The sequence below is a fragment of the Nitrincola schmidtii genome (genome assembly GCF_008973715.1).
Classification (GTDB): Bacteria; Pseudomonadota; Gammaproteobacteria; order Pseudomonadales; family Balneatricaceae; genus Nitrincola; species Nitrincola schmidtii.
In genome coordinates this window covers 305,012-331,624 of record NZ_WBOL01000002.1, presented here as the reverse complement: position 1 = coordinate 331,624, position 26,613 = coordinate 305,012, and the positions used below count along the sequence as shown (strand labels likewise).

General features: G+C 45.0%; 20 protein-coding genes. 5 read left to right on the top strand and 15 right to left on the bottom strand.

Annotated elements, in window-relative coordinates; translation table 11 throughout:
* Window positions 1–23 precede the first annotated feature (23 nt).
* The 4 genes from speA to yidD all read right to left on the bottom strand — a co-directional run bounded on the left by speA (window position 24) and on the right by yidD (window position 5,962).
* Window positions 24–1,928, bottom strand: coding sequence for a biosynthetic arginine decarboxylase (speA, locus tag F7R24_RS03305; RefSeq protein ID WP_151669812.1), 1,905 nt, complete (start codon window positions 1,926–1,928; stop codon window positions 24–26).
* 17 nt (window positions 1,929–1,945) lie between these two features.
* Window positions 1,946–4,123, bottom strand: a complete 2,178-nt coding sequence (locus tag F7R24_RS03300; protein WP_151669811.1) for a sodium:solute symporter family transporter — start codon at window positions 4,121–4,123, stop codon at window positions 1,946–1,948.
* A 54-nt stretch (window positions 4,124–4,177) separates the two neighbouring features.
* Window positions 4,178–5,575 carry a PhoH family protein gene (locus tag F7R24_RS03295; protein ID WP_151669810.1) on the bottom strand — a complete coding sequence of 466 codons (1,398 nt, stop codon included), beginning with the start codon at window positions 5,573–5,575 and terminating at the stop codon, window positions 4,178–4,180.
* A gap of 96 nt (window positions 5,576–5,671) precedes the next feature.
* The gene (gene yidD, locus F7R24_RS03290) at window positions 5,672–5,962 is read right to left on the bottom strand and encodes a membrane protein insertion efficiency factor YidD (protein WP_151669809.1); all 291 of its coding nucleotides are present in this window, start codon (window positions 5,960–5,962) and stop codon (window positions 5,672–5,674) included.
* A 114-nt stretch (window positions 5,963–6,076) separates the two neighbouring features.
* Here yidD and F7R24_RS03285 point away from each other — a divergent pair, with 114 nt between their 5' ends.
* The gene (locus F7R24_RS03285; RefSeq protein ID WP_151669808.1) at window positions 6,077–6,646 is read left to right on the top strand and encodes a TIGR04211 family SH3 domain-containing protein; all 570 of its coding nucleotides are present in this window, start codon (window positions 6,077–6,079) and stop codon (window positions 6,644–6,646) included.
* A 43-nt stretch (window positions 6,647–6,689) separates the two neighbouring features.
* Here the strand turns inward: F7R24_RS03285 and F7R24_RS03280 are convergent, their stop codons facing one another.
* Entirely contained in the window at window positions 6,690–9,200 is a 2,511-nt protein-coding gene (locus F7R24_RS03280) for an EAL domain-containing protein (RefSeq protein WP_151669836.1), read from the bottom strand.
* Between the two features lie 112 nt (window positions 9,201–9,312).
* Between F7R24_RS03280 and ptsP the strand changes: the two genes are divergently transcribed.
* A complete protein-coding gene (gene ptsP, locus F7R24_RS03275) occupies window positions 9,313–11,574 on the top strand; it encodes a phosphoenolpyruvate--protein phosphotransferase (protein ID WP_151669807.1) in 2,262 nt (753 codons plus the stop codon).
* Between the two features lie 253 nt (window positions 11,575–11,827).
* Entirely contained in the window at window positions 11,828–12,628 is an 801-nt protein-coding gene (locus F7R24_RS03270) for a response regulator (RefSeq protein WP_151669806.1), read from the top strand.
* Between the two features lie 19 nt (window positions 12,629–12,647).
* Here F7R24_RS03270 and F7R24_RS03265 read toward each other — a convergent pair whose 3' ends face one another.
* The 5 genes from F7R24_RS03265 to F7R24_RS03245 form a co-directional block, all read right to left on the bottom strand.
* Window positions 12,648–14,444, bottom strand: coding sequence for a methyl-accepting chemotaxis protein (locus F7R24_RS03265; protein ID WP_151669805.1), 1,797 nt, complete (start codon window positions 14,442–14,444; stop codon window positions 12,648–12,650).
* 111 nt (window positions 14,445–14,555) lie between these two features.
* Entirely contained in the window at window positions 14,556–16,538 is a 1,983-nt protein-coding gene (locus F7R24_RS03260; RefSeq protein WP_151669804.1) for a transglutaminase TgpA family protein, read from the bottom strand.
* The gene (locus F7R24_RS03255) at window positions 16,535–17,476 is read right to left on the bottom strand and encodes a DUF58 domain-containing protein (RefSeq protein ID WP_151669803.1); all 942 of its coding nucleotides are present in this window, start codon (window positions 17,474–17,476) and stop codon (window positions 16,535–16,537) included. Before F7R24_RS03255 ends, F7R24_RS03260 begins: the two co-directional genes overlap by 4 nt.
* Window positions 17,473–18,411, bottom strand: coding sequence for an AAA family ATPase (locus F7R24_RS03250; RefSeq protein ID WP_151669802.1), 939 nt, complete (start codon window positions 18,409–18,411; stop codon window positions 17,473–17,475). The genes F7R24_RS03255 and F7R24_RS03250 overlap by 4 nt, the downstream gene beginning before the upstream one ends.
* Window positions 18,412–18,473: 62 nt before the next feature.
* Window positions 18,474–19,460 carry an NAD(P)/FAD-dependent oxidoreductase gene (locus F7R24_RS03245; protein WP_151669801.1) on the bottom strand — a complete coding sequence of 329 codons (987 nt, stop codon included), beginning with the start codon at window positions 19,458–19,460 and terminating at the stop codon, window positions 18,474–18,476.
* Window positions 19,461–19,745: 285 nt separating this feature from the next.
* Here F7R24_RS03245 and F7R24_RS03240 point away from each other — a divergent pair, with 285 nt between their 5' ends.
* Window positions 19,746–20,207 carry an FKBP-type peptidyl-prolyl cis-trans isomerase gene (locus F7R24_RS03240; protein WP_151669800.1) on the top strand — a complete coding sequence of 154 codons (462 nt, stop codon included), beginning with the start codon at window positions 19,746–19,748 and terminating at the stop codon, window positions 20,205–20,207.
* 91 nt (window positions 20,208–20,298) lie between these two features.
* On the opposite strand, the gene F7R24_RS03235 is transcribed toward F7R24_RS03240, so the two are convergent.
* The 5 genes from F7R24_RS03235 to F7R24_RS03215 form a co-directional block, all read right to left on the bottom strand.
* A complete protein-coding gene (locus F7R24_RS03235; protein WP_151669799.1) occupies window positions 20,299–20,484 on the bottom strand; it encodes a hypothetical protein in 186 nt (61 codons plus the stop codon).
* A gap of 28 nt (window positions 20,485–20,512) precedes the next feature.
* Window positions 20,513–21,613: an enoyl-CoA hydratase/isomerase family protein gene (locus F7R24_RS03230; RefSeq protein WP_151669798.1), complete on the bottom strand. Its 1,101-nt coding sequence runs from the start codon at window positions 21,611–21,613 to the stop codon at window positions 20,513–20,515.
* Window positions 21,614–21,634: 21 nt separating this feature from the next.
* Window positions 21,635–22,720, bottom strand: coding sequence for a ferrochelatase (gene hemH / locus F7R24_RS03225; RefSeq protein WP_151669797.1), 1,086 nt, complete (start codon window positions 22,718–22,720; stop codon window positions 21,635–21,637).
* Between the two features lie 41 nt (window positions 22,721–22,761).
* Window positions 22,762–23,955 (bottom strand): enoyl-ACP reductase FabV, encoded by a 1,194-nt coding sequence (gene fabV / locus F7R24_RS03220; protein ID WP_151669796.1) that lies wholly within the window; start codon window positions 23,953–23,955, stop codon window positions 22,762–22,764.
* Window positions 23,956–24,165: 210 nt separating this feature from the next.
* A complete protein-coding gene (locus F7R24_RS03215; RefSeq protein WP_151669795.1) occupies window positions 24,166–25,938 on the bottom strand; it encodes an acyl-CoA dehydrogenase C-terminal domain-containing protein in 1,773 nt (590 codons plus the stop codon).
* A 196-nt stretch (window positions 25,939–26,134) separates the two neighbouring features.
* On the opposite strand from F7R24_RS03215, the gene F7R24_RS03210 reads away from it, so the two are divergent.
* Window positions 26,135–26,566: a MaoC family dehydratase gene (locus tag F7R24_RS03210; RefSeq protein ID WP_151669794.1), complete on the top strand. Its 432-nt coding sequence runs from the start codon at window positions 26,135–26,137 to the stop codon at window positions 26,564–26,566.
* Window positions 26,567–26,613 lie beyond the last annotated feature (47 nt).

Here is a 26,613-nt window from a genome sequence, read left to right as displayed (position 1 = left end):
CCTGGAAAGCGGAACAGCCTAGATTACAAACTAGGCTGTTCAAGATACGTGGTGTCGTCCATACCCATTCGCAGCTCTCGGATGACTTGTTTTTTCTCTGCTGCAGTCCAGTTAGATGCTGCTACTTGACGATTTAAAGATTCAAGCAGTTTATCTGGGTTGAAGTTGACGTACTGAAGGACACGCGCGACGGTATCACCGCGTTGAAGATGACTGATCTCAACTTTTCCTTCGGCATTAAACTCCACATTAGCGGCATCCGTATCGCCAAAAAGGTTGTGCAGATCACCCAGAATCTCTTGATAGGCACCGACTAAGAAGAAGCCTAATAAGCCCTGTGTTGCTTCCATCGGCGGATAAGGCAAGGTGGTTTCAAGACCTTCTCCATCAACGTATTGATCGATTCGCCCATCTGAATCACAGGTAATATCACGAATCACACCCCGTCGTGAGGGATATTTATCTAAGTCACGCAGTGGCAAAATCGGGAATATTTGATTGATACCCCAAACGTCTGGTAAAGATTGAAATAATGAAAAGTTGGCAAAAAGCTTATCGGCCATCTGCTCATTCAATTCATCCAGAATAGCGCTGTGATGGCGTTTCGTTGGATTTAACCGCTGCATCAGATACAAGGCGGTGGCCCGCATCATTTGCTCGCCAGCGGCACGATCTAACAGCGTTAAATCACCATGGGTAAAGGCATGATTCAGGTCTTGGTTATGCGTGATCAGATCATGATAGACCTCGCTCAAGCTGCGCTCACGACCTAACGCATCCTGATAGTTTTGCCAGATACGATGTAGCAACTGATGGGCGGTTTCATCCGGTGCAGTTAAGCTATGAACAACTTGCTGCTCGATACCGATAATATTGGTCACCAATACAGCATGGTGGGCAGTGACCGCTCGACCCGATTCACTAATTAACTGTGGCTGTGGTAAATCATGCTCCATTGAGACTTCTTTGAAGGCTTGCACCACGCGTTTAGCATATTCATCTAAGGTGTAGTTCATCGAGCAAACACCACGAGAGGCGGTACCCTCATAATCAACACCTAAACCACCACCGACATCAGCGACCTCCACTGGCATGCCCATTAAACGCAACTGTGCATAAAAACACGCTGCTTCTCTAAGCCCGACCTGAATATCTTGAATATTAGCGATCTGACTACCGAGATGAAAATGCAGTAGTTGAAAGGCTTGTACCTGATCATGACTACGCAGTATTTCGATGGTTTTTAAAATTTCACTGGCCGACAGTCCAAATTTAGATTTAAGGCCACCACTGTCTTGCCAATTACCTTTGCCAACCGTTGATAAACGCGCGCGGACACCTATGCGAGGCTGAACGTTCAACTCATTAGCCACGCGAAGCACATCATTCAGTTCGCTAGACTTTTCAAGGACAATATAAACCTTATGTCCTAAGCGCTCGCCGGTTAAGGCTAAGCGAATGTAATCTTCATCTTTATAACCATTGCAGATAATGGTTGATCGACCCGGCTCAGACATTGCCAAGACGGCTAAGAGTTCAGGTTTGCTGCCAGCTTCTAACCCTGTTCGACCGTGGAGTACTTGCCGCTGTCCAGCGACAATGGCTTCAACGACTTCACGCTGCTGATTTACCTTGATGGGATAAACGCTGGTGAAGTGACCTTGATACTGCTCGTGCTCGATTGCTCGATCAAAACTATCGACAAGGCTTGCCACTCGATGACGAAGAATATGAGGAAAGCGAACCAATACAGGGAGTTCTAAACCACGCGCCTGAACCATTTGCAGGATCTCTGAAAAGCTAACCTCTGCGCCGGTAACGGTATCACGAACAGTAGCATCGCCCTGTTCAGAGATGCCAAAATAGCCAGCCCCCCATCGAGCTACATTGTATAACGCTAAACTCTCTTGGGCGCTCCACTCAGTCATCAACTTTCCTCTTAACCTTATTCGGGTTCATCTACTAAACGACGGCGCAGGCTTTCATTTTCAACCCGCAATTTTTGTGCTTCCATTCGGTGTGTAAATATCTCTTCGTAACGTGCTTCTAGACGCGTTTCTAATTCCGCAATCTGCTTCTTTTGTGTCGTAATGGTAGACTCAAGATCATCTATCTGAGTCTGCATCTCGTCCAAAAATTGATAACCACCGATATTAGCATTGGTGGCTTGCTCATGACGAACCTGCCCTTGAAGCTCATTGACAATATGACTGTAAAGAGCCTTAAGATCTGCTTCTTCACGCTCAGTATAGTTAATGCGCTCCTCAATAGCAGCGTGTGCACTGGCTGAACCGATCGAACCTGCCAACACATGCTCTAACATGCGGTGGAATTCCATCAATTCAATTATAGTGAGGTACGGCTTACGACTGACTTGAAGATCGTCAGTAATGCGCAAAATTGCCTCATCCGCTTTATCAGCACCCAAATAGCGAACCAATAGGTCATTAGCTTCAACTAATTTAGGTTCGAGGGCTATGTATGCGTCTAAGCCCGTAGGACGAGCCTTGCCAGAGATTTTCCCTCGTGACAGCATCGCTGCCATAAATTCACGGGTTAAGGCACGCTCATGCTTTTGAGGGTGATAGAACCATGAACCTAATAAATAAAACATGATATTAAACAGCATCGACCAAAATACGCTATGAACCAACGAAGGTAAAAAGTCGATGCCTAAGAAAGCTTCTGGGCGTAGCCAAGATATACCAAAAGGCCCTTCGGTCATAATAGAGGCTGGCAACCAACCCTCGGCAATCATGGATGGAATAATCAGCGTCCAGCCCCAGAGTATATAACCTGCAAAAAGGCCTGTCATGGCGCCCATGCTATTACCATGACGCCAGAACATGCCAATCAACACCGGTGGCGCTAACTGCAAAATAGCCACGAAAGAGATCAATCCCATCGCTGACAAAATATAGGAGTTGCTCAACACCATTGCCAACACATAGCTAGAAGTCAAAATCAGAGCAGCTATGACCCAGCGAACTTGCAATAAGTAGCCTTGCAAGGGTTGTAGGAAATTAATTTTTTCGCAGACAGGCAAAACCAAATGGTTTGATGTCATGGTCGCCAGCGTCATTGTCGAAATAATGATCATGCCTGTGGCGGCGGCAAAACCACCAATAAAGGCAATCAGGGACATCATGTCATGTCCTAATGCTTGCGGCACTTTGAGGACAAAATAATCAGCAGAGGCTAACGGCAGTCCTAGTTTTAATCCAGCCGCAGCAATAGGTATCACAAATAAATTGATCAACACCAAATACAGCGGAAACATCCACATCGCGGTTTTGATATGACGCTGATCACTGCTTTCAACCACACTGACATGGAACTGTCTTGGCAAATATTGAACCGCTGCAAACCCGAGGACAATCAAGGTAGTCCACATCAAACCTGAATGAGATGGTTGACTAAACTCAGTCAAGTAAAGCATCTCTTCATGATTGAGTGTTTCTATTAAACCGTTGAGATCACCAAAAACAGTTCTAACGATAAAAAATCCAACGATCAGCAAGGCAAACAGCTTAACCAAACACTCCGCGACCAACACAGCGATCATCCCACTATGTCGTTCAGTGGGATCAAGTCGGCGAATACCAAACATAATGGTGAAGACCAGCATCATCAACATCACCAGCAACCCCGTCAGATCCCAGGCTTCGCTTTCATGACTACCGGTAATAATACTGAAACTGCTGACAACAGCCGTCAGTTGCAGTGAGATATAGGGAGCAATCCCACTCAGCGCCAACAGGGTTACCAATGCAGCAATGCGTTGAGATCGTCGATATCGGGTAGAAATAAAGTCAGCAATACTGGTGATACGAAATACTTCTTTTACCGCCACCATTCGCCGTAAGGTTACCCACCAAAAAATGACGCTGATCAATGCGCCTATGTAGATGGCTAGAAACAGCATCCCAGAGTTAACGGCAAATCCCACACTGCCGTAAAAGGTCCAAGAGGTAAAGAAAACCGCCAATGAAAGTGCATAGACCCAACCAGGCATGACACTGCTACTGCGATAACGTGTGCGACGCTCAACCCAAAGAGCCAGTCCAAACAGTAACAAAACGTAAAGTAATATAATCAGGATAACGCTGTGGGCCGCAAACATCCCGCTTTCCTCGGCATCACAGAGGGCATCATTGCCCTCTATGTCTATGATTAGTTATAGGTGCTCTTCAGCGTACTCGGCAAGGCGTGAACGGAATACCCCTTCGAAATGTACGCTAGCAGAACCCTCAAAGTCGCGGAAACGCTCAACAATATAGGTTAAACCTGATGTGAGCGGGGTTAGGTAGTTGGAGTCAATTTGTGCCAAGTTACCCATACAGATAATTTTTGTCCCCTTACCGCAACGCGTGATTATAGTTTTAAGTTGTTGTGGTGTCAGGTTTTGTGATTCATCAATTAACACTATCGCTTTCTGGATACTGCGCCCACGAATAAAATTCAGTGATTTGAATTGAAGATTGGCTTTTTCTAACGCATATTTCACGCTGCTTTGTGGTCGCTCATCTTGTTCGTGCATCGCTTCTAAATTGTCACTAATGGCGCTCATCCAAGGCGTCATTTTTTCTTCTTCGGTGCCAGGTAAGAAACCAATATCCTCTGCAACCGGCGTTGTAGAGCGCGTGACAATGATTTTATTGTACTGCCCTTGTTCAATGACCAATTCTAATGCACAAGCTAACGCGATCAGTGTTTTACCTGACCCTGCTGATCCCAAAAAGATGCTTAAATCCAAATCTGGATCCATCATCGATTGCATCGCAAAGGCTTGCTGAATATTGATGGGAGAAATACCCCAACAACTTTGATCCATTAAATGCTGGTAACCTAAATCCAGCAAGGTCACTGTTGTTTCATCAATCGCTACAGTTCTCGCGGCAAAGTCTTGTGTTTCATCATATAGGTATTCATTCAACCAGGTATTCGGCAATAGGGATCTATCCAGCTTATGGTAGGTTTTACCGTCACGCTGAAAGCTGTCAACCTTATCCACCTGCTCCCAAAAAGGAGATTCCAAAAAGGTATAACCCGATGGCAGCAGCTCGATATCAGAGACCAATTGATCGGTACGATAATCTTCAACTTGTTTTAACCCAGCACCCATTGCCTTCAGGCGCATATTGATGTCTTTAGTTACCAACACCACTTGCCGATGAGGAAAAGTCGCCTGCAAATGCAGCGCACAGTTGATAATTTTATTATCTTTATTGCGCTCATCCGGTAAAAACCCAGAACGCATGGTCAATTCATGGTCGGGAAAAATACTTAATTTGCCAAGCTTTACATCGCGATCTTTACCCGGTAAAAGAATTCGAACACCCTTGGTAATTTGATCTGGAGAGGTGGCGGTACTGATAATATCATCGATTGAACGTATCGCATGGCGCGCTTCTTGAGACACATGCTTTTTGCGATCTTTGATATCATCCAGCTCTTCCAATACCGTCATTGGAATGGTGATATCTTGCTCTTTGAACTCATAAAGACATTTGGGATCATGAAGCAGAACGTTGGTATCAAGGATATAAAGGCGTGAGGCTTTTGAGGCATTCATCGACATGTTTCCTATGCGAAGGTGTTTCTTTCAAACTAGCCGATTTGTAATGCTTCTACAACCTTATTAGTGTTTAAACTGAACAAAATTTAAGGCTTAGCTGTCTATTTTTTCAGCTTTTTTTGTCTCTTGATCAGAATGTGAGCAGCCACATTTTGGCGGTACCGGATCATACCCCCCTTCACGTAATGGATGACAACGTAGGATACGCCTAATACCCAAATAAAAACCTTTCAATGGGCCATGAACTTGAATTGCCTCGATCATGTAAGAAGAACAGGTCGGCTCGAAACGACAACTGGGCGGCAGTATCGGACTGATGAAGTATTGGTAAAACTTGACCAGTAAAATCAGTACACGACCTAACTGTTTATGTAACCAATGCATTCTTTTCTCCTGTTTGGGGGTATAGTTTATCGTAAACTAGCCTCAAAGGGTGGTCATTACAGCTCAAATCCTTACAATGTGTTGGCTTACAGAGAAATAAACACGAGTTTAATTATGAAAAAAATACTCAGTCTATCACTGCTCCTAGCGCTTTCAGTAACGCTTCACGCCCAAGAAGCAGCGCATATTGCAGATGATGTTTATGTATTCACTCACGGCGGCCCAGGCAATCAGTATCGTATCAACGGTCGTGTGAACAGTGGTGAACCCGTGACCATTTTGGGTCGTCAAAATCAGTATGTTCAGATCCGCACTGAGTCAGACCGCACTAGCTGGGTACCAGCTGAGTTTGTTGTCGCTGGTGAAAGTAAATTAGCTCAACTACCTTCGCTTGAAGAATCACTGACCACCAGTCAAACTCGTATTCAAGAGCAAGATGAAGAGATCGCTCGCCTGAATCAACAGATCTCCAGTATCTCGGGTAACAACAGCCAATATACTGAACAAATAAATCATCTAGAGCGTCAAATTATTCAGCTTGAATCAGAAATTGCTAACATGGATCAAAGCAATCTCATTCGCTGGCTAACTCATGGTGGACTGGTCGCTTTAGGAGGGGTTTTATTGGGACTGTTTGTGCCCTATCTACCCAAACGCCGCAAGCGCAGAGACGATTGGTTTTAGCGAGTGGCTTAATTTAGCAGCACTCGCTAGATGACAATTGGTGTTATAGAGCAAACTTAAGCCAGCCGGTGATCTTATCTTCGGGCTGAGGGCGACTGAATAGGTATCCTTGGCCTTGATCACAACCCATACGCCGCAAAAGCTTGAGTTGCTCTGAGGTTTCCACCCCTTCTGCAATGACCTTGTAGTCCATCGCGTGTGCCATGGTAATCATCGCTTCTACCAAGCGACGATCTTTATCGGAACTTTCTATATTACGAATAAAGCTAAGATCTATTTTTAATTGATTGAGCGACAAGGTGCGCACGTAATTTAAACTAGAGTAGCCCGTACCAAAATCATCAATAGCAACAGAAACGCCTAAGCGTAATAACTCACTAATTGCAGAGCGGGTTTTATCTGCCGAATGCATAAAACTGGTTTCTGTTAACTCTATACCAAATAGTTGTGGCGACAAGTCATGACGATGTAACAGACTAATCACACGACCAGCAACATTTCCACGTTGAAACTGTCTTGCTGAAACGTTCACGGCAACATTAATGGGCATGTCTTGCCGCTGCCATTCAACCGCTTGTTTAATGGCCGTTTCCATGACCCAATCGCCGATCTGATCAATCAAGCCCATATCTTCAGCGAGTGGAATAAAGTCATTGGGGGAAACTTGTCCCAGCTCATCACTAAACCAGCGAATTAACGCCTCTACACCGACGACATGTCCAGTTTTTAAACAAACTTTAGGTTGGTAAAAAAGACGAAACTCCTTTTTATCTAACGCATTTTGTAACAGCGTGGTCATTTGAAAACGTGATCGAGATTGCTGATCTAATTCAGTCGAGAAGAAACTGTAACTGTTTCTTCCTAAGTGCTTGGCTTCAAGCATCGCAGCATCAGCACAGCGCAGTAAATCTTCTGGCTCTTTTGCATCTCGCGGATAAAAAGCGATACCAATACTGGCGGTAAGACGTATTTCAGTATCCTGGATCAGAACAGGTGCCGAAATCACTTTAGTCAATCGATCCAGATAAAGAGGTACTGAGTTAGGAGAATCCAAACCCGTCATAATGATGCTGAATTCATCTCCACCAGGACGCGCCGCACTGCCAGCATCACCCAAAGAATCTTCTATACGACGAGCGATCTCCTTTAATACCAAGTCGCCCTCCGATTGCCCAAAACGATCATTAATCGTTTTAAACCAATCTAAGTCGAGATTGATAAGTGCAACTATTCCTTTCTGGTCAGAGGCGTATTTGAGTGCATTATGCAATCGATCAATAAATAAACGACGGTTAGCTAAATGAGTTACTTCATCAAAGTAAGACATTTTGTTGATACGTGCTTCAGATCGTTTAATTTCAGTTAAATCATGGAAAATTGCAGCATACTGGATAACCTGTCCCTGCTCATCTTCAATCGCAGTAATACTTAGCCACTCGGGATAGACTCGACCATTTTTGTGACGATTCCAAATTTCGCCCTGCCAGCGTCCTTTAAGACGTAACTGCTCCCACATACGATCATAAAAATCCTTATCATGACGACCAGAGCTTAGAATATTAGGATTAGATCCAATGACTTCCCAATCTTGATAGCCAGTGATTTGGGTAAAGGCTGGATTAACACTCTGAATATTGCCGGAGGAATTACAAATAACAATCCCTTCCATGGAGGAGTCGATTACTTTTTCGATGATACGCAAGTGATTTCGAGTTTCGTTCAGATGATGACTACGATCATTCAACAATTCTCGAAGCCTGTATATATAGTCCAACTCAACATTGCGAAGAATGTCAGAATAGGAAGCCAACCCGATCACTTTTTGATTGTCACTCAACACACCGAGATGACGAAACCCATGCTTTCTAAAAAGACGACGAGCATTAAATATACTGATACTTCCAGGTACGCTAATCATTTTTTTGAATGAATAGTCATACAATGGTTTATCGATGCCATCATGCGCATTCGCTAACAGATGAATAATGTCAGTTTCGGTAATGATCTTAACATCGCCATCATCACTCTCTATCATGGCTGCAGTATGACCAGCCGTTCGAATTCGCTCTATGGCATATCGTAACGTGCAACTTTCTGGGAAGCGTAAAGGATTATGATTACAAACATCATAAATTGAACGCATAAATAGGTCATGTTCAAGACCATGACTGTTAACAATGTCACTTTCGCTGACGACACCGACTAGACTGCCTTGCTCGTCGACGACAACGGCATGACGAATACGGCATGACATCAACTCGATTCCGAGTTCATCAACACTGGCATCTTTGGTAATGGTTATCAGTGGTTTCGACATCATTGATGAGGCGGTAATTAGCCCTTCAGATGCCTCTGTCATGACTCGCATGGCATCACGACGCGTTAAAATACCTAATGGCTTTTGACCATTACATACGATCACACAACCTATGTTATAGTCAGACATCAGACGTATCGCATCGACAACATTGTCTTGCTGTTGGCAAGTGATAACATCCTGGCGACAAATATCCATGACTTTACGAGCATCTAGCCGCTTTAACTCATTTTGCATGGAAACCAATGGAGATAACCTTATAGTGATACCGAAGCAATTCTTGTAGTAGGCTTTTATTTTAGCAGTTAATATTCAAACACAACAGTAATGGATTTCATGGAAACGCACTATGCCATCATCGCTCACTGACTTAACTGCCCTAGTCGACTCAATTGCTCGCACCCAAGATCCCGAAGCGATGATGCAAACCATTGTTGAGCGCCTAAGTGAGTTGATGGATGCAGATGTCTGTAGCCTCTATCTTTGCAACCCACAACAAGATACTTTGATACTAGCAGCGACTCAAGGTTTATCAAGCAATGCCGTTGGACAAGTACGTTTAAATTTAAATGAAGGGCTCGTTGGACATATCGCAGCGAGCCTAAGCACGCTTAACATTGCAGACGCCCCCTCTGATGATCGCTTTGTTTACATTCCTGAAACTCATGAACAATCTTATCGAAGTTTTATGGGTGTTCCGCTGATCTACTTACGCAAACTCATCGGCGTTTTAGTTGTTCAGGATCGTGATCAAAATCGCTACAGTGATGAAGAAGAAGCATTCCTGATCACGGTTGCTTCTCAGCTTGCTGGCACTCTGCATTTACTGCAAAGCAGCGGTAGTTGGATGCAGCAACCGGAAACACTTCCATACAAGCGTTTTAAAGGGATCAAAAGCGCTGGGGGGATAGGCATAGGTCGTCTATGGGTGATAGACCCTCATATGACCTTAGATCAAGTTACCCCCGGTATTAATAGCGATCCAGTAGAAGAAAAAGCAGAGTTCCACGAAGCCATCGAATGGCTTGCTCAAGATTTAGAAAAACGCTCTGGAAAAATGGGCCATCATCTGCCAGGGGATTTGAACGCCTTGTTTGGTGTTTATCAGATGATGTTGAAAAGCCCTGAATTGGTTAACGGCGTTGAAGCACGTATTGATCAGGGAGACAGTGCTGCCTGGGCGCTAAGGCAAGTGATCGAGCAGATGGCAGGTGTTTTTGCTGAATCAGATGATCCCTATCTAAAGGCGCGTAGTGAAGATATCACCAACATCGGTCAGCGACTGCTGAACGAGTTGTTACAACACGAAAGACAAGTGATTGAAACACCGGATGAACCTCTCGTATTAACAGGAGAGCTGGTCAATATTACACATTTGGCCGAATTTCCTTTGCAACGAATTCACGGCATTGTCTGCACTTCAGGTTCTGCCCTATCGCATACATCGATTCTTGCTAATGCGTTGGGTATTCCCGCTGTGATGGGTGTTGAAGCCTTAGATCCTGATCGCTACCGTGGTCAACGGATTATTGTTGATGGCAATCGCGGCGAGTGCATTATCAATCCACCGGAAGTCTTGTGTCGCGAATACCGACGCATGATTGCGGATGAAAAGCGTTTTATTAAGGGTTTAGAGCGCTTGCGTAATGAACCGGCAGAAAGTCTTGATGGCTTTCGCGTTAAGCTGCTCACTAACACGGGCTTACTTGCTGATGCATCTCCCGGGTTGGAACGAGGCGCAGAAGGCGTAGGACTTTATCGTTCAGAAATTCCCTTTATGATTCATCAAAGCTTTCCTACTGAAGAGGAGCAGCTTCGTATCTATCAAAAAGTACTTAATGCTTATGCTCCGTTACCTGTATCCATGCGAACACTGGATATTGGAGGTGATAAGCAATTACCCTATTTTGAGATGAATGAAGAGAACCCCTATCTAGGTTGGCGAGGTATTCGTTTTACGCTAGATAATACCCAGCTGTTAGTCACTCAGATTCGCGCCATGCTAAGAGCCAACATCGGCAACAACAATCTTCAACTGCTGGTTCCGATGGTGAGTCGAGTGGATGAAATGTCGACTTTCCGCGGACATGTTGAAAAAGCAGTGAATGATTTGATCAAAGAGGGTCATGCGGTTCATATGCCTCAAATCGGCATGATGATCGAAGTACCCTCTGCAATGCTATTAATGCCGAAATTAGCGCCTTGGGTTGATTATGTTTCTATCGGCTCAAACGACCTAACTCAATATCTCTTGGCAGTAGATCGCAATAACCCACGTGTATCTGCGCTATTTGATCACTTACATCCGGCTATTGTCAGTGCGCTGATTTATATTCAAACACAATGCCAAGCATTAAATCTGCCAGTGTCCGTATGCGGGGAGATGGCTTCTGACCCTGTAGCTGTATTGGTATTGATGGCCATGGGATATCAAAGCATCAGTTTAAGCGCTTACAATATTCCCCGAATAAAGCTACTGATTCGCTCTGTTGAACGGACTGAACTGTTGCCACTGCTTGAAGAAGCAGAGAAATGCTCGCACGAGGATGAAATTAGGGCGCTGTTTAAGCCCATTGTTGATAAAGCACTGAGTCAACAGACGGGTTCATAAGCAAAAAACACCTTCCCCAGATATAAAGAAGGCTGTCTAAAAAGACAGCCTTAAATTTGACACAATGTTGAAATGATGAAGAGACCCGAAATAATCCTGTTCGGGTTATCAGTAGACAGCTTTTCGACTTAACCTAAGCTGAACAAAACTGAACAGAGTGTTTTTTACTGTTATAAAACTAATCCAATATTCTTGCAATCTTCTCAGGGTCGGGTATAACTGACATCAAACCAATTGTTTTGAGTCTAACATAATGGAATTGCGAGAACTTCTGGTTCTGATAATCGAACCTTCGCGGATGCAACGCAACATCATTGTCAATAATCTACGCTTACTCGGTGTTGAAGAGATTGAAGAATTCAGCGAAGCAAATGAAGCTCTGGAGCGGATGCAAACGATCACTCCCGATATTGTGATGTCTGCGATGCATTTACCCGACATGACGGGATCAGAGTTAGTGGGAGAGATGCGAAAATCTCCGGGGCTGGATGACGTTGTATTCTTTCTTATCTCCTCAGAGACGCTATACCGCTATTTAGAGCCCATAAGACAAGCGGGCGCTGCCACCATACTCCCCAAGCCTTTTGATCCTGAAGAGCTGCGTAAGGCCCTTAACAGTGCTGTTGAATACGTTCAAGATCACAACAAAGAAGAAGATGAGGCCGATGAGTCTTTCGAAGATTTATGGGTTCTGATTGTAGATGACAGCAAGATGTCCCGACGATATCTTGCTCGGGTTTTAAACTCTTTAGGCGTCATTAACTACAGAGAAGCCAAAGATGGTGCTGAGGCGTTACAGGTACTGAAAACTCAGCGTTTTGATCTTGTTATTACCGATTTCAATATGCCAAATATTGATGGTTTGGAACTGGTTCAGCATATTCGTCAATACACCGATCAGCCTACAGTTCCAGTGATCGTGGTGACGTCTGAGCAAGATGATGAGCCATTATCATCTTTCAAGAAACAAGGTGTAACCGCTATCTGTCACAAACCTTTGTCTTACCATTCATTGAAGCAGCTACTTCATCATCTGATCAGCGAACCCAGTTAACACTGGGTTCACACCCTCTTCAATCACTTTCCAATAGACAGCGTGGCTCAAAGCCCATGATTAGCGCACCCCAATGCTTTCCATTCACATATAAAGGAATGGATAAATCATTGAGAATCTCGCCAGTATCTCGAATGTAGGTTTGCAGTAAGAAACTATTTTCATGTGAACAGCGACGCCGCTCTTGACGATTACCTTTGAAGAAACGTCTATGACGACTTTTCACAAGATCAATGCTCACATCTCCGGAAATAGGTTGACTGACTTTGGAGTGATGTGCCGGTGCATAACCCTTCTTGTCCACCGCTATCGCATAAATAAACTCGGGTCGCTCGCTAATAAAACGATCAAAGATAGGTTGCAGGGTTCGCTCAAAAGCACTGGCATAGCCAACATCGAATTTCTCTGGCTCCTGACCCGGATTAATACGTTTGTAGTTTTGATCAAACAGATTAATGCCTTGAGCATCTAACTGTTGCATCGCCTGCATGATCTCTTTCGACCACTCAACTCCCGTTCGAGTCATATTCTCAAAGCCACCACGACCAATCTGGAAGTGCGAAAGCTGCTCTTGGGTGGTTTCGGTTGCCTTCTCTAAATCTTCAGAATAGGCCTTAGAACGATCCATATCCTCTTTCATTTCCACCGAAAGCTCAGTGATCTTATGAACATGATCATGGGATTCACGATTTGTATGAGAAAGTTCCTCAATGGCTGCAGAGATACTCGTCAATTGATGACTGATATCTTCAAAATCAGATACCAATTTCACAAACTGATTACTCGTTGAATCAATGAAGGATTCTGTATTTTCGATATATTCCAAAATAGTCACTGCGCTAGTATGGGTATCTCTTACTAGCGTTGCCATCTCACTGATATTAGTATCGATTTGCGTAGTGGCGACACCCACTTTTTGAGACAGGTTTCGCACTTCATCTGCAACGACCGCAAAACCGCGCCCCGCATCACCCGCTCTCGCCGCTTCAATTGAGGCGTTTAATGCCAGCAGGTTGGTTTGATCCGAAAACTCTTTAACCATCCCTAGAATATTCATGACATTACCCGAGTTTTCGCTGAGCTTTTTCACGGTATCTTGGAACTGAGTGGCTAACTCTCTAACGGAGCGAACTTGCGTCAGCACCTTGGCCAATTCTTCGCTTGAATTACGAATTTCTTGCATATTATCGCCGGTTTGATGACTGATCATCTGGGTATTACTGGCGATTTCATCAATGGCTTGAGAGGCTTGTGAGCTAGACTGAAACACCATTTGTGCTTGCTGTTCCTGTAACTGCGACGCTTTACCGGCCTCAATTACCGTTTTCTGTAAACGCGTCGAACTTAAGGAAACACTCACTGAGTGTCGTCGCGTTTCATCAATCATAGCCCGAAGCTGATCAGTAAAATCATTGTAGCTACGAGCCATATCCGATATTTCATCATAGGTATAGGTTGGTAGGGTGGCAGAGATATCACCCTCTTTTTCACGAATCGCCTTGAGTACTTGTGTCATTTCACGAATCGGTTTCAAGAAGAGATGACGCATAAAAAAAATGGTAAAAATACCGGCAACAAATGCAAACATTATGGTTGCGCCAGCAGCAAACAGCAGCGAATTGAGACCTGACATGAGTTCCAACTCTGTCGAGTTATCAAGCTGTGCAGATAGAATTAACTGCTTCAAATCCGAGGCAAAGTAACCACCCAGAATGATTAAGATGATGTGGGGCAGCAATAGAAATACAACATTGCCGATGATTTTTCTGGTGAGTGAATGCCAAAAGGCTTTCTCAATGGATTTGTACAAGCTCATTACTATCTCTTATGTTTATTATGAGTCAATTAATACTATAAATCAGAAACAGGTCAGCAACCACATGACATGATAAGACCTTAGCACTATATTATTATTTAAAACATACTTTTATTTTAGCTTACGAGAAGCATTATTGATTTCATCCAACAACAACTTACGCTCCTTCAATTGATCTACGGGAAGATAGTGAAGTGTTTCATAAGCTTGCGCAACTGGCAGTAAAACCTGCGCTAATTCAGGGTCCGTTTGCGCTAATCGGTGACTAAAACGCTTTAGAGTTTCACCTGGTTCACGGTAATATCCCTGTTGTTCAAGCTTACGAAAGAGTTTCTGCAATTGGCGATCAATTGGATCTTGGATAGAGCGCCTACCAAACAAACGCCAAGAGATAAAACCTAATACCGTACTGGCAGGTATCAGCAATACCAAGATCATCTTCCAAGCGGATAAATCACCCAACCAGTCTTGAAGTAGGTTTTGCTGCTGATGATGATAGTTCAGCACCCAACGCTGCCAAGCAAAGTTAAGCGAATCGTATTGCATTCTGGCTTGCAACAACCAACCTTGGCGCCCCACTCGAGAAATAAATGGCGAATCAGCCAAAAAGCCGGCCTGTCCACTAAACAATTGATCAGCACTCATCTCAATGCGCTCAGGAGCGACTGCTGTAGTTGGATCTATTCGAACCCAGCCTCGGCCCTCTAACCACACCTCAACCCACGCATGAGCATCATACTGGCGAAGTGTTAAATAACCCTGTGATGCATTCCATTCACCTCCCTGATAGCCAGTCACAATTCGAGAAGGCACACCTACTGAACGCAGTAGCACTGCCGTTGCACTGGCAAAATGCTCACAAAAACCTTGCTGTGTTTGAAATAAAAAATCATCGACACTGTGTCTACCTAAAGGCTGAGGTTCTAAGGTATATACAAAGGTTTCATTAAAATGCCTAAATATCCGATCAATCAAACGCAAGGTATCTTGATCCGCCTCATCAAACCACTGACGAGCTAGCGCTTGAGTTCTCGGGTTACTATTAGCAGGAATTCGACGAAAAAAATCCAATTGATCAGACGATAACTCAGCACCCAGAAAATACTGTCTAGCCGATTCAGCTGAATATTGTATGCGCTGCGATACCTCTGTATTCCCTAATAGCGTTCTCGGGATTGTAAGGCGAGCTTGCTGAGGTGCAACAACCGGAACATCTAATGCGAATAACCAACGCTGATTACTGCGCTCTTGAACGATTTCATACTGAATGGTTTCACCAATACTGTGTAACTCCTCCGTAGAGGCTGAAGATGAGGCAGAGAAACCCGGAGTCCATTCTCGTCCATCAAAAGCCGATAGCACTAAGGCGCGCCAATAACGCTCAGCAGGTGCAGGTGGCTCACCTTCGAACACAGCCCGAAAGGCCAATTCATCTGATCGTGTTAATTGGCTGATATCTCCCGGCGACATGCTTTCTGATAGGCCTGTTCTTGCTGATGAGCGATCTAGCTCAACCGACCAGAGCGGACCGATTCGGGGAAAGATAAAAAACAGCACCAACATCAGCGGTAACGCCGGCAAGACTAATCGCCACGCGTACTTTAACGGCCTGAACATCTCCTCTCGAAGTGGATCTTGCCAAACGCTAACCAATGCAGCAATCACCAATAACACGGCACACAGCATGTAAAGTGCGACTAAAATACCCTGCTCAAATAAAAACACACTCGCCGCAACAAATAACGCTACATAGAGCAGCACCAAGGCATCTCTTCGGCGATAGATTTCCAGTAGTTTTAACGACAGCCCCACGGTTAACAAAGCAACCATGGCATTGAGGCTCGCATCACGGTTAAACGTCATTAACAAACCAACACCAACGGCAATCACCAATACTAAGCGAATGCTCCAGTGTGGAAACGACCAGCGTCCCGAATGGATCATCAAGCGAGCGCCCACACAGGCCACGCCCAACAAAATCACCCATGTGGGCAGCCAAGAAAACAGTGGAAGCACTACAGCGACACAGGCAATTAACTGCCAAATAACGGCTGAACGGCTAATTTTATCAACAGCCTTCGGGGTGCGCTTCATTGACTGTCTCCCAAACCAAATAAAGCGAGAGCTTGAAGAACTTGCTGTCGATGATGATCACCCCGAGAAGGTGGCCATTCTTTATTGGGCAAACGCACACCATAGCAACGATCTTCACGATGAAGTTTGAGTACCCAGTAACAGATGCGAGATAAACGCAATTCTTGGTCAGCTTCAGGCCAAGCATCGTAATCCAACCAGATGTCTAGATCTTGGCGAGAGGCAAAACGTTTTGCATGCAAACCTTGCCCCCTGGCATATACTTTCCATGCAATATGTTGCGGCGACATTCCCGCTTGAAATCGTTTAAGTTCGCTAAAGTCATCGCTACCCACTTGCTCAGTTAAACCACCTTGCCCCCCTGCCCCAGAGGTCGCAGGTAAGGACTGACTGGATACCGGTGAAGGATAGACCAAGGCCTTAGCTGAAATAGCATGATAGCTCCAACTTCTAAACAGCCCTAATGGAAAGACCGTTTGTAGTTTCACCTTAGCAGGAATACACCATCCTCGACGGCGAGTGGGTAAAGAAAGCTCAACGGTCGTTTGAGTGGTTTCGATAAGGTCAATCGCCATTGTTTGATCAATCGCACTCATGCCAAATCGTTCAACCCAACCGACTTGGATTTGTTGATGTTCTCGCTGTTTTGCTGCACTGATCATCAGCGTAAAACCGGCTTGTTCACCAACAAAACAGGGTTGAGCACTGGCACGTTCAATGGTGACACCCAATAAATTACTGTAGGTATGCAAAATGGCCACAACCAAAACACCTGCCAGCAAAAAGGTCAGAGCGAAGGCTAAGTTGTTTTCAAAATTGATCGACAAAATCAACAACAGGAAGAGTAGCAACATAAATCCCCAACCTGCCTTAGTCGGGAAAATATAGATTTTCCCTTGGCGTTGTTGAGTCAATCGATCAAACAAACTCAGCTTCATCCGTTTGCCATAACATCAACACTGGAAAGTAATTCATGGACTAACCGAGTGGCGGTATGACCGGCCATATCTTCTGCGGCACGAACACGATGACCAACAACAGCCTCAAGGACATGCTGCACATCTTCGGGCACCACGTGCTGGCGATCATTCAACCAAGCCCAACTTTTAGCGCAACGCAACAGCGCTAAGGCTCCTCGCGGCGAAACACCATAACTAAAGCTATCAGCATCACGTGTGTACTGAACCAGGCGTTGAATATAATGAACCAAATCAGCCGATGCATGAACGGATCGACAGGCTTTTTGAGCTTCTGCCAGTGTTTCTGGATTCATCACAGCTGCAATTCGATCTCTCCTCGATGAATGATCTCCTCGCATTAACAACGCTCGTTCTGCTTCAGCGCTGGGATAACCCAAATTGATCCGCATTAAAAAACGATCGAGTTGCGATTCTGGTAGAGGAAAGGTTCCAAATTGAGTTAAGGGGTTTTGAGTGGCTATAACAAAGAAGGGTTGAGGCAGGTAACGCGTTTCACCATCCTGAGTCACCTGCCCTTCTTCCATCGCCTCCAACAGCGCACTTTGCGTTTTAGGCGTGGTACGATTGATTTCATCAGCAAGCAACAGTTGTGAAAATATTGGGCCTGGATGAAAAACAAAACCTCCATTCGCGGCATCAAACACCGATACGCCTAAAATATCCGCCGGCAACATATCACTGGTAAACTGTATTCTTGAGTCATCTAAACCAAAAATAGAAGCCAAGCCGTGCGCCAGTGTGGTTTTACCCATACCGGGCAAGTCTTCGATCAGTAAGTGTCCTGACGATAATAAGCAGGTTACTGCTAACCGTATCTGTTGGGATTTACCCAAAATGACTTGATCCAATTTATCACAGGCCAATTGAACCTGTTTTACCAATGAATCTGCCATCTAAACTCCTTTATCTCGCTAGTGTCAATCTACCGTTCTACCGTTACATAGGCAAATATGTATTAGGATGACAGTATCATCTGCGCTAATGCACTACCACTTTTCCAAGCACCATCGACGCCACCACCGGCAAGCCATTCGCCACAGACACCGATCGCTTTATCCTTATCCCACAGTGCATCAATAGCATCCGGGGATTGTGCGTCACAATACAACCAGCGATGAGCACGATAGTTTGTTGCTTTCATAGGATCACCTGTCAACGCGACAAGGGATGCTATCATCTCATGCATTACGGTTTCGCTGCTTAAATTCAAATAGGCTTGTGACCATTCAGTACTGGCTTGAAGTGTCCAAATTTCACCTGTACGACCGGGTTTACTGCTATCTCTCAATATTCTGCTGAACTCTGGATGAGTGCCCTCTATTAAGTCGATACTCATCAAAGATTGGGGACGCTTTTCTAACTCGATCGACAGCACCCAGGCTGGCAGCATACTGATTGCCGCAGCTTTAGCTTGATAGGATTGTAATGCATCTAATAAAGGAACTGCTTGCGGTGCAGGGGTAGCCACGACGACTTTATCAAAATGCCCGAGCACTTCAGACTGTTCATCTCGCAACAAGATCCCATTGCGATCAGGCCAAATGACACTGACTCGTGTTTCGGTGTGTAATGTTACGCCCTTGGCTAATAAACGCGTCAACATACTCGAGCGTGGTACCCCTACCCATAAGTGTCGCGCTTCGTTTGGTTTAGGATCTGACAACGAAAAATCTGTTTGATAGGGCAGCCAACGTTGAACCGTTTCAGGATGGTCAGATAACCAAGCATTAAAGTCTTTATCCTGTGTTTCAATAAAAGGCACACCTAAATCGGTGGTTAAGCTACCCAGGCGCGAGGAAGATAGGCGCCCTCCTGTTCCGCGACTTTTTTCAAATACTGACACACTGTAGCCCGCTTCCACGAGCAGAGAGGCACAACGTAAGCCGGACAAACCTGCACCGATGATGGCGACAGACTCGCCTGTGTTTATTGCTTTAGACATGTAAAGTCTCCGTTATAGAGGAATTTCTTCCATAAGACACATCTATTATTACGCTAAGATGAATAAATCCGATGAATAGGATCGAATAGATAGAAAAATCTGATCATACCCAAAGCAAAACGACAAATACAGAACCTAACTCATTTACATCAATAAGTTATACAAAATACTGATTTAAATTTAAACATTCTGATTGGTTATTTAAGCAACACAAAAGTTCCATAAGGTTGCAAGCTTCGCATCGGATAGTTAGCATGGTCGGCTAAATTTCATAGGAGAGCGCTCATGCAGATAGATCAAAACACCGTCGTTTCCATCCATTACACACTGACTAACATGGAAGGAAATGTTATGGATAGCTCAGTTGGACAACAACCACTGGCTTACCTGCATGGTGCTAGCAATATTATTCCAGGTCTGGAAAACGCACTGACTGGCAAAGCAGTGGGTGAAACCCTGCAAGTAACTGTTGAACCAGAGCATGGCTATGGTGAAGTGCGTGAAGAGATGATCCAGTCCGTCGATCGTGCAAACTTCAGCGGTGTTGATGAGATCGAAGTGGGTATGCAGTTTATGGCACAAACACCTTGGGGTGAGCAGCCAGTCATGGTTGTTGGTATTGAAGGTGACAACATCACCTTAGATGGCAACCATCCTTTAGCGGGTCAAACACTGAACTTTGATGTTGAAGTGGTTGAAGTTCGTGCTGCTACTGAAGCAGAAATCGAAGCAGGTTCACCGCAGTAATTGTTCACTCGGTGAGTCGAAATAAGCTCAGTTAACGCTAAAGAAGCTGATTCCGTTAGCGTTAACTGAGCATTTACCTATTTAGATAGAATTAATGATAGGTTTGTTCGTACTTTTTACGAATCGCAATCAACGCAGGCTGAATATCCAAAGGTGCATATTGCATCGCTTGTTCAAAGAGTTCCGCATTCTCTTCAGAAAGACGCTCTTCTTCACTCATCTGTTTTAGTTTGCGCATCGCTTCCATAAATTTTGGATGAGGTGATGACTGACTCATGGCGGACCTCCTTGGGTCAACAGCAGATTCACAGATCTGCTAGTGGATTTTGCTCCCAGGGTGACTGGAAATAAGATGCTACCACACTCATATCGACTTTTTCGACACTATCATAGCGCCACTTCGGCGACTTATCTTTATCGACCAGCAATGCACGGACACCTTCAGCAAACTCACCTAAGCGGCAACACTGAGCGGCCAACTGCATTTCCAGCAGGAAAGCCTCTTTTAATGTCACATGATGACTGCGCTTGAGCTGCTCTTGTATCACGTAGAGTGATAGAGGGCTACCATCCACTACATTTTTACGTGCTTTAAGCAACCAAGGATCTTCGCTATTCAACGCCTGTAAACGAGAGACAAAATTTGGAATATTATCGTCTATTAGCAACTGCTGAAGGATGGCTTGGTTGTTTTGTACCGGTTTTTCAGCACTCACAAACGTGCTTTCAGCTTGCTCGGCTAATCCCGTCAGAACCTGCGACAATACACCATGATTATCGCCCTGATTCCAGATACCGGCTTTTAACCCCTCAAGGACAGAATCTTGCTGATCTGCGTTAAGCGCATAATCAGCAAGGCCGAGCCAACACGCATCCACCGCCGATACCTGACTACCGGTTAAGGCTAAAAAGTAGCCGATTTCCCTTGGGAGTTTATTTAAGAAGTAGCTGGCACCCACATCCGGAAATAAACCAATGGCTATCTCTGGCATCGCCAGACGTGACGTTTCAGTAACCACTCGGTGGCTACAGCCATTCATCAGCCCTAAACCACCGCCCATCACATAACCACTGCCCCAGCATAAAATTGGCTTAGGAAAGGTTTGTAAGCGGTAATCCAAGCGATACTCGTTGGCAAAGTATTCGTCAATCGCATCAAAGTTTTGTGCTTGAATCAGGTGGTAAGCACCGACAACATCGCCACCGGCACAAAAAGATTTTTCACCGGCACCTTTTAACATCAATGCAACTACTTTAGGGTTTTCAAGCCACTGATCTAGCTGTGGGTTAATCAATTGGATCATCTCTTGAGACAATGCATTCAAGGTGCGCTCAGCGTTTAAACAGATTTCACCAATGATGTGTCCATCCAGTGTTGCGTGTTCACGAAAAATCACGACTGCCATGCAAAGGTCCTTAAACTAAGATTAACGGTCAGCGCCCTGTAACTTGGCGTATTTCAGTGTATCTTCACCCTGTCTTTCCGGGCTTAAAAGCCAGTTTTGCAAATGTGGTTCAAGTAGCTGAACCATCATGTCGATATGGGAAGGGTCCGAGTTCAGTGCAGGGATATATTCGTAAGACTCGCCACCGTGTTCCATAAAGTACTCGCGGTTTTCTTGCCCTATCTCTTCAATGGTTTCCAGACAGTCCGATGAAAAACCAGGACAGAAAACCTGAATGGATTTAACACCTTGCGAAGGCAAGGCTTTTAATGTCTCATCCGTGTAAGGCTTTAACCACTCTTCTCGACCAAAACGTGATTGGAAGGTGGTCATATACTGATCTGAGGTTAACCCCAGCTTTTCTGCAAGCAGGCGCGAGGTTTTATGACATTCACAATGATACGGATCGCCTTGAGTTAAATAACGCTTCGGCACCCCATGGTAAGAAAAAATCAGTTTATCAGGCACTCCGGCACTCGCCTGAAACTCACGTACTTTTGCGGCTAAGGCATCGATATAGGGTTCAAAATCATGATAATGACTAATAAAGTTCATATCAGGTAACCAACGGCGCTTCATAAAGTCAGCCGCAATCGCGTCAAAGGTAGAAGCACTCGTCGCACCTGAATATTGCGGGTACAGCGGCAGCACCACCAGTTTACGCACACCATCCTGCTGCATCTTTTCCAATACCGAGGTGATCGATGGATTGCCATAGCGCATCGCAAACTCAACTTGCACACGATCACCGTAACGCTCACTAAAATAGGATTTTAGGGCTTTACACTGATTGGCTGTATGCGTCATCAAAGGTGAGCCTTCATCCGTCCAGACTTCACGGTAAGCAGCGGCTGATTTCGCGGGGCGAATATTCAAGATGATTCCGTTCAGAATAAACCACCAAATCGGACGAGGCACTTCAACAACACGAGGGTCGGATAGAAACTCCTTCAAGTAACGACGCAGTGCGGGTGTAGTTGCTTCGTCAGGAGTACCGAGGTTTGTGATTAAGACGCCTATTCGATCACCTTGGGAGTGACTGAAATCTTTCATGCCATGAAAACGCATTACCTTGATTTCCTTTAATTCATCAAATGAAAGAAGCCAGTTTAACTGAGCTCTACAACATCAAACGCGACTTCAGGGCTAACATCCTGATCATAGTCGATATTTGCGATACCAAAACCAAACAACTTTAAAAACTCCGCTTTGTAAGCCGCATAATCGGTCAACTCAAACAGATTTTCTGTCGTTACTTGCGGCCATAGATCACGGCAAGCTGACTGAACATCATCACGAAGTTCCCAATCATCCAAACGATAGCGGTTGGCATCATCCATCTGTGCACCTGTGCCATAAAGACCGGTACTGAACAAGCGCCAGACCTGATCCATACAGCCCTCATGCAAACCCTGCTCTTTCATGACTTTGAAAACCATAGACAGGTACAAAGGCATCACTGGAATCGCAGAACTGGCTTGCGTAACAACCGATTTAAGTACTGCTACGTTTGCCTGACCACCCATAGATGACAATTTGCTGTTCAATGTAAGAGCAGTTTCATCGAGATGCTGTTTCGCTTTACCTAATGCACCGTGCCAGTAGATCGGCCAGGTAATATCGGTGCCGATATAGCTGTAAGCAACGGTTTTGCAACCTTCAGCCAATACACCCGCATCCGCTAAGGCATCAATCCAAAGTTGCCAATCTTCACCACCCATCACCTTTATGGTCGCATCCACTTCTTCTTGAGTGGCAGGTTCGATTTCCGCTTCGGTGATGCAGTCTTTATTGGTATCGATGGCGGTGGAGCGATATGGCTCACCAATCGGTTTCAATACCGAACGAATCACTTCACCCGTATCAGGCAACTTCCGCACAGGAGAGGCGAGTGAATAAACCACGAGATCTATCTGGCCTAAATCAGTTTGGATTAACTCAATGACTTTTTGTTTCGCTTCATGAGAGAAGGCGTCGCCATTGATACTCTTGGCGTAAAGCCCAGCTTCATGTGCCAAACGATCAAAAGCAGCGGCGTTGTACCATCCTGCTGTACCGGTTTTCTTTTCAGAGCCAGGCTTTTCAAAAAACACACCAATCGTCGCAGCATCACTGCCAAAGGCTGCCGCTATACGAGAAGACATGCCATAGCCGCTGGAAGAACCAATCACCAACACACGCTTGGGACCATCCACTTTAGGCTGTGAACGGGTAAAATTGATTTGCTCTTGAACATTGGCCTCACAGCCAACCGGATGCGTTGTGGTACAGATAAAACCACGAATTTTAGGCTTAATAATCATAGGAATCGCTATCTTTCAGCTAGGGTTTAAGAATGGGATTAGCTTATCACAGAATGGATTAAAGGTTCATTAAGCTTGTCCATCTCGACAAGGTCAGACGGTTTATTAATTTACAAAAACTAGATGATGAAGGCAGAAGACAGAAAAGCCAAGTGACTACCTAGGGTGGTCACTTGGCCAAGTTTAGATCGACATCTTAGTGCGCAGATATTACCAAGCGGTGGCGAACTGGTCGTCAGACATCTCAGTGATGGTGGCACTACCCGCTTTGACCATGCGTGCATAGCCGAGATAGCGAGGAAGAATCTGCTCGAAGTAGAAACGTGCAGTGACCTGTTTGGCTTCTAGGAATGCATCATCTTCGCCCTCAGCTTGAAGCTTTTTAGCAGCTTCAGCTTGACGCAACATTTCCCAACCACCTGCAACAGTGCCTAATAGCATCATAAAATTATGCGCTACTGCACCGGGTAACTGAGGATCTTCACCCGCACCCGCCAATAGATCGTCACGTGCTTGTTCAACCACCAGAATCGCTTCACCTAAATCAGCTGCAAGCTCTGCAAACTCACCACCTGCGGCAACAGTTTCGCGCATTTCAGCCAACAATAGCGTCAGTGCTTCACCCTTATCCAGAATGATTTTACGCACAACTAGGTCAATGGCTTGAATACCATTGGTGCCTTCATAGATTGGCAAAATACGTGCATCGCGGAAGAATTGTGCTGCACCCGCCTCTTCAACAAAGCCCATACCACCATGAATCTGTACACCAATTGAGGTCACTTCTTGAGCAAACTCTGTGCACCAGCCTTTAACCACTGGGGTTAACAAAGCAGCACGCGCTTTTTCACGTGCACGAACCCCCTCATCAGCAGCATGATGAGAGAAATCAATACTGCCACATGCATCATAAGTTAATGCACGACCCGCTTCTGTAAAGGCTTTCATGGTCAAAAGCATACGACGTACATCGCCATGGCGAATGATAGGACCTGGCTCTTTGTAACCTACGGCAGGACTTTGAATACGATCATGAGCAAAGTTCAGTGCATGTTGATAAGCACGCTCTGCAATAGCAACACCCTGCAGACCCACACCTAAACGAGCATTGTTCATCATGGTGAACATACAGGCTAAACCACGATTCTCTTGACCTACCAGATAACCTACTGAGTTTTCAAAACCCATCACTGCAGTGGGGCTCGCGTGGATACCTAGCTTATGCTCTAAAGACAATGGCTTGGTGTTATTGTATTCGCCTAAGGAACCATCTGCATTGACCAAATACTTAGGAACAACAAACAAAGAAATACCACGAACACCGGCAGGAGCATCGGGTAGACGCGCCAATACCAAGTGAATGATGTTTTCTGTCAGGCTGTGATCACCCCAGGTGATGTAAATTTTTTCACCAGTAATACGGAAAACATCGCCATCTTTTTCAGCTTTACAACGAACTTGTGAAAGGTCAGAGCCCGCATTACCTTCCGTCAAGTTCATGGTACCCGCCCACTCACCGCTAATTAATTTAGGTAAGTAGGTGGTTTTAACTTCTTCACTTGCATTCAGTGCCAAACACTCTACCGCACCTTGAGATAACAACGGGCAAAGACCCCACGCCATATTGGCTGACTGCCACATTTCCATGACTGGAATAGACAGTAGGTAAGGCATTCCTTGGCCACCAAATTCTGGATCAAACTGAAGCGATCCCCAACCACCTTCGGCATATTGGTGATAGGCATCATGGAAACTTTCGGGACAAACAACGCCACCTTCTTTTAACTGGACGCCTTTTTGATCGCCATCCCAGTTAGTGGGTGCGATAACATCACGCGCAACACGGGCAGCTTCATCTAAAATCGCTTCAACCATATCAGCTGATGCATCTTCGTAAACTGGCATAGACGACAGTTCAGTCATGCGCGCAACTTGGTTGAGCGCGAGCTTCATGTCTTTTACCGGAGCATTATAGTCAGACATACTCTACCTTCTCGTTTTCGGTTTCAAATCTTAGTTTGGCTGACCTAGGATACATCGTCCAACGAAGTATCACCTTGTTAGCCATTAGGGTTTATACTTATTCTAGCACGTTAAACGTATCTGATAAGCACAAAATCGGTTACGCTTACACTTATACTGAACGATTTTTACAACACATAACAGGTTGGAGATAAAAATGCAGGAAATCCACGGATATTACTTGGAAGATCTTGAAGTCGGCATGAGTGAGTCCTATGCCAAAACCATTTCAGAATCAGATGTCTACCTGTTTGCAGGTGTTTCTGGTGATAACAACCCTGTGCATATCAATGAAGAATATGCGCAAACCACGATGTTCAAAAAACGTATTGTACACGGTATGTTCAGTGCGGCATTAATCTCTACCGTGGCAGGCACTCGCTTACCTGGACCTGGCTGTATCTATATCGATCAGCAGATTAAGTTCAAAGCACCTGTCTTTATCGGTGACACGGCGAAAGCAACCATTACCGTGACAGATATTGATACAACTCGTCGCCGCATCAAAGCACGTACCGATGTCACTGTTGGTGATAAAGTGGTGGCGACAGGCGAAGCGACTTTTATGGTGGACAAGCGCGAAGCTTAAGAGATAGAGCGCCAGTCCATTTCTAAGTTCGCTCTTCAACCATAGGA

Excerpts from the sequence above, each read along its gene's own strand:
- speA (WP_151669812.1), bottom strand. The coding sequence starts at position 1,928 with ATGACTGAGTGGAGCGCCCAAGAGAGTTTAGCGTTATACAATGTAGCT.
- F7R24_RS03300 (WP_151669811.1), bottom strand. The coding sequence starts at position 4,123 with ATGTTTGCGGCCCACAGCGTTATCCTGATTATATTACTTTACGTTTTG.
- F7R24_RS03295 (WP_151669810.1), bottom strand. The coding sequence starts at position 5,575 with ATGAATGCCTCAAAAGCCTCACGCCTTTATATCCTTGATACCAACGTT.
- yidD (WP_151669809.1), bottom strand. The coding sequence starts at position 5,962 with ATGCATTGGTTACATAAACAGTTAGGTCGTGTACTGATTTTACTGGTC.
- F7R24_RS03285 (WP_151669808.1), top strand. The coding sequence starts at position 6,077 with ATGAAAAAAATACTCAGTCTATCACTGCTCCTAGCGCTTTCAGTAACG.
- F7R24_RS03280 (WP_151669836.1), bottom strand. The coding sequence starts at position 9,200 with ATGCAAAATGAGTTAAAGCGGCTAGATGCTCGTAAAGTCATGGATATT.
- ptsP (WP_151669807.1), top strand. The coding sequence starts at position 9,313 with ATGCCATCATCGCTCACTGACTTAACTGCCCTAGTCGACTCAATTGCT.
- F7R24_RS03270 (WP_151669806.1), top strand. The coding sequence starts at position 11,828 with ATGGAATTGCGAGAACTTCTGGTTCTGATAATCGAACCTTCGCGGATG.
- F7R24_RS03265 (WP_151669805.1), bottom strand. The coding sequence starts at position 14,444 with ATGAGCTTGTACAAATCCATTGAGAAAGCCTTTTGGCATTCACTCACC.
- F7R24_RS03260 (WP_151669804.1), bottom strand. The coding sequence starts at position 16,538 with ATGAAGCGCACCCCGAAGGCTGTTGATAAAATTAGCCGTTCAGCCGTT.
- F7R24_RS03255 (WP_151669803.1), bottom strand. The coding sequence starts at position 17,476 with ATGAAGCTGAGTTTGTTTGATCGATTGACTCAACAACGCCAAGGGAAA.
- F7R24_RS03250 (WP_151669802.1), bottom strand. The coding sequence starts at position 18,411 with ATGGCAGATTCATTGGTAAAACAGGTTCAATTGGCCTGTGATAAATTG.
- F7R24_RS03245 (WP_151669801.1), bottom strand. The coding sequence starts at position 19,460 with ATGTCTAAAGCAATAAACACAGGCGAGTCTGTCGCCATCATCGGTGCA.
- F7R24_RS03240 (WP_151669800.1), top strand. The coding sequence starts at position 19,746 with ATGCAGATAGATCAAAACACCGTCGTTTCCATCCATTACACACTGACT.
- F7R24_RS03235 (WP_151669799.1), bottom strand. The coding sequence starts at position 20,484 with ATGAGTCAGTCATCACCTCATCCAAAATTTATGGAAGCGATGCGCAAA.
- F7R24_RS03230 (WP_151669798.1), bottom strand. The coding sequence starts at position 21,613 with ATGGCAGTCGTGATTTTTCGTGAACACGCAACACTGGATGGACACATC.
- hemH (WP_151669797.1), bottom strand. The coding sequence starts at position 22,720 with ATGCGTTTTCATGGCATGAAAGATTTCAGTCACTCCCAAGGTGATCGA.
- fabV (WP_151669796.1), bottom strand. The coding sequence starts at position 23,955 with ATGATTATTAAGCCTAAAATTCGTGGTTTTATCTGTACCACAACGCAT.
- F7R24_RS03215 (WP_151669795.1), bottom strand. The coding sequence starts at position 25,938 with ATGTCTGACTATAATGCTCCGGTAAAAGACATGAAGCTCGCGCTCAAC.
- F7R24_RS03210 (WP_151669794.1), top strand. The coding sequence starts at position 26,135 with ATGCAGGAAATCCACGGATATTACTTGGAAGATCTTGAAGTCGGCATG.